This is a genomic window from Arthrobacter sp. AB6 (assembly GCF_031844545.1).
Lineage (GTDB): Bacteria > Actinomycetota > Actinomycetes > Actinomycetales > Micrococcaceae > Arthrobacter.
On sequence record NZ_JAUZVL010000043.1, the window covers coordinates 1 to 3,472 of the forward strand.

Below are 3,472 nucleotides of genomic sequence, written 5' to 3' on the forward strand. Positions count from 1 at the left end.
ATTTGCTGCAACCTCGTCGTTGGGGTTGTGGGGCATGGTTGATCCTTTCGATCCGGGGAAGATCTGACTGGGTGGGGAAAGGTTGTGGGGGGATACCTTCACATGGCAGGCAAGGGAATGCAGATCAGAAAACTGACCAGCCGGTGCGGTCGGAAAGGTCGGCGAGGGCGGCAGTGCCGGCAAGGGAATTGCCTTTGCCGTCGAGCCGGGGACTCCACACACAGATGGAGCACTCGCCGGGAACGATGACCAGAATGCCGCCACCTACACCGCTTTTGCCAGGAAGGCCCACCCGGTACGCGAACTCTCCGGCAGCGTCGTACATGCCGCAGGTCAGCATGATGGAGCCAACGCGTTTGGCCTCGCTCGGGGACAGGACGGGGCCCGTCGTTCCCCGGCCTTCCCCGGCCAGGAAAAGCCCTGCCTTGGCGAGTTCAACGCAGGTCATCATGATGGAGCAGTGGCGGACGTAGTTCTCCACCACTGCTTCCGCCGGTCGCTTCAGGTTGCCGAAGTCCTTCAGGAAATGCGCGAGCGCCAGGTTGCGGCTGCTGCCCGAAAGCTCGCTGGCGGCCGCCGCTTCATCGATGTACGGCCCGCTGACGCCCGCTTGTGCGGTGAGGAACCGCAGTACCCAAGCGGCGGCGTCGTATGTTTCTTCCATCAGGTGGTCCGTGACCACCAAGGCGCCGGCGTTGATGAAGGGGTTCCGCGGGATCCCGTGTTCCGCCTCCAGTTGGACCAGCGAGTTGAACGGGGTCCCTGAAGGTTCACGCAGGACCCGGGACCACAGCCTTCCGGTGGTGTCGCCCTGTAGGGCCATGGCCAGCGTGAACACTTTGGAGATGCTCTGGATCGAGAAGGGGACATCCGCGTCGCCGGAGCTGAAGACCTGGCCGGAAGTGGTGGCAATGGCTATGCCGAACTTGTTGAAGGGAACGTCCGCAAGGAACGGGATGTTCGCCGGGACAGACCCAGACTCCCGCCGTGGCCGATGGTTCCGCACGAGGTCGTGGAGGAGGGGGCCGAGCGGTGGGGCCGCAATCGCTACGGTCATTTCCGGCCCGCTTTTCGATTGGATGTTTCAGCCCATTCCTGGATGTGCAGCAGGGCAACCAGCGAGTCCCGGGGGTTGCCGAAGTCCAGTCCGGTCACTTTGGATACCTTGCTGATGCGGTAGTAGACGGTGTTTTTGTGCAGGTTCATCCGTTGGGCGCATAAGGCAACATCAAGGGAAGCTTCGAAGTACACCCGCAGCGTTTCGGCCAGTTCAACGTCCTCAGACAGGAGGGCCGAGAGGCTGCGGTGGCGGAAAGCCGAAGACGCGAAATTCTGTACTGCTTCGCGGAAAAGGATCTCTCCCTCAAAATCGTCCACGGTGGCCACTGAGGACGTTGTGGACCTTCCCACGCAGCTCAACAGTGCTTCTGCCATCCGGGTGACCGAGTGGATGGAGAGCAGGTCCGGGACCACCGGGCCTACGGCCGCAAACGGCGTGATGCCAAGGTGCTTGCGTGCATCCCGGACGATGGACTCTGCAAGGCCCCGGAGCCCCGGTTCCGCTGCTGCAGACTGCAGGCCGGGGACAATCACTGCGGTGTCGCCTTTGAACTGCCCCACGATTGCGGAAGCTTTGTAGGCAGCGGCGTGGATGGAAGCCAGGTTGGCAAGCTCGCCGTGCTTTAGTGCGGCGTCATCGGCTTCGACATCGGAAATCCCGATCAGGATCAGAGCGGCCGGGCGGTCAGCGGAGATCTTTTCGCTGTGCGCGCTGGCTGCTGCCTCCGCGGGACCTGAAAGGATCCGGGCAATACGGTCCTCCCGCATGTGCACGGACTGCTGGTTGCGGTAACGGATCAGCTCAGCCGAGGTACGGACAGCGGAACCCTGCAACACTTGGTCAACGTCCGGGCCGAAGCCGTCGCCGGTCTCCTGGAGCCAGATGTAGCCCATGATCCTGTTACCGGCGAAAAGCGTGATGGCTACGCGTTCGCGCAGTCCGTCCTGGGGCCTGGCGGGTACGCGCACGGGGAACCGGGTGCCATGCAGTTCACGGTAGGCCCCAAGGTCCTTGAGCAGCAGCTCGTATTTCCGTGGCCCGCGCCTGGCCAGGATGGAGGCTTTGCGAAGCTCATCTATGTCATTGGAAACGGTGGAATACGCCAGGACCTTGTTGGCCGCGTCCTCGATCACCACATGGCTGGAGGTGAGACGGGCAGTGGTCTGGGCGATCGCGAACAGGTCTTCTTCCAGCAGCGTCAGGACTTCGCTCTGATAGCTGCGGGGCTGGATCCTGTCTTTGGCGATAGACAGCAGGCGGTCCCAATCGGCGGCCGGGTCCACCAGGAGCAGGCCGGTACCGGCGTCGCGCAGCAACTCTTCGGCTTCGGACAGCTCCTGCCGGTTTCCCTTGACGGCCACCACCGGCGGGGGGTTCCGCAGCAGCCGGCGCAATGCGGGCAAAGCCGACCGTCCGCGGACTCCAATCAGCAGGACAAACGCCCTGTCACCGTCCAGCTTTTCATCCTCGGCGTCCATGATCAGGAAACGTTCCACCGCGGAGCCGTCCGCCGGCCGGAGGATGAGGCTTCCAAAGCCCAAGGGGAGATCCGAGAGGATATCGTCCACCGTCACCGCAGTCATGGGTTCCTTCTGGTCGATCTGGCCGGACGGCTCTGTCCGGTCAGCCCATGGTATCCACCGCGGAATGCGGAAAATTTGTGCGGAAATCCCAATCCGGCAGGTGCTTTTCGGTTTCCTTTCCAATGTATGTGCTTCACCGGTCTCCACGCCGTGCCGGGCACTCGACGCAGGACGCCGGAACGGCAACTGGTCCACAAACCAAAAGGGCCCCGTTTCTCTTTCACAAAGAGAAACGGGGCCCTGCTACTTGGCGGTGACGGTGGGATTTGAACCCACGTTGGCTTTTACACCAAACAACATTTCGAGTGTTGCACCTTCGGCCGCTCGGACACGTCACCAACCTCAATAGGGTACCGGAGCGAGGCGCCCATCCCCAAAACGGGGCCGATCCCGCCTGGCTCGCTATCGCCCGGACAGGGGTGGCCCAAAAAGATTCAAAACTTTTTCGCAGGCGGTGGGCTGAGGGCCTAATAATGTCGGACCCCCTCACGATGATGGAGGTATGGAATCGAACGCGGCGGTGGTGCAGGCGGAGGAAGCGGTTGACGCTTCTGTCGCTGCGTTTATGGCTGCGCTGGCTGGCGGAAGCCCTGCAGCTTCTGGTTCCGCCGCTGCTTCTGGTGGTTCCCGTCAAGGCGGGCGTGGCGCTGGCGGGGCCCCTGTCGCCGAGGCTCTCGCTGATGGTTCCATCCCGCTCGGTGCGGGTGCCGGCGTGCTCGGTGATGATCCGTTGCAGCGGGTTGTTGATGCGGCCTTGGACGTCCTGGGCGGGGTGGCGCGGTCGGAAGCGAAGTTGGCGGCGGCGAAGGCGCTGGCTGCGGCGGTCCTT

Annotated in this window: 2 protein-coding genes, 1 tRNA gene and 1 pseudogene; 1 reads left to right on the forward strand and 3 read right to left on the reverse strand. The window is 63.0% G+C overall.

The annotated features are described in order from the left end of the window. Positions 1-124: 124 nt before the first annotated feature. The 3 genes from Q9R30_RS19175 to Q9R30_RS19185 all read right to left on the reverse strand — a co-directional run bounded on the left by Q9R30_RS19175 (position 125) and on the right by Q9R30_RS19185 (position 2,981). Entirely contained in the window at positions 125-1,057 is a 933-nt protein-coding gene (locus Q9R30_RS19175; RefSeq protein WP_311218581.1) for a glutaminase, read from the reverse strand. Beyond that, on the reverse strand, positions 1,054-2,643 hold the full coding sequence (locus tag Q9R30_RS19180) for a helix-turn-helix domain-containing protein (RefSeq protein ID WP_311218582.1): 1,590 nt from the start codon (positions 2,641-2,643) through the stop codon (positions 1,054-1,056). The genes Q9R30_RS19175 and Q9R30_RS19180 overlap by 4 nt, the downstream gene beginning before the upstream one ends. 248 nt (positions 2,644-2,891) lie before the next feature. Next, a tRNA-Ser gene (locus Q9R30_RS19185) sits at positions 2,892-2,981 on the reverse strand. A 164-nt stretch (positions 2,982-3,145) separates the two neighbouring features. Between Q9R30_RS19185 and Q9R30_RS19190 the strand changes: the two are divergent. Further along, positions 3,146-3,472 (forward strand): annotated as a pseudogene (locus tag Q9R30_RS19190) (hypothetical protein); the annotation flags it as partial.

Coding starts and splice junctions, on each gene's coding strand:
- Q9R30_RS19180 (WP_311218582.1), bottom strand. CDS start 2,643: ATGACTGCGGTGACGGTGGACGATATCCTCTCGGATCTCCCCTTGGGC.
- Q9R30_RS19175 (WP_311218581.1), bottom strand. CDS start 1,057: ATGACCGTAGCGATTGCGGCCCCACCGCTCGGCCCCCTCCTCCACGAC.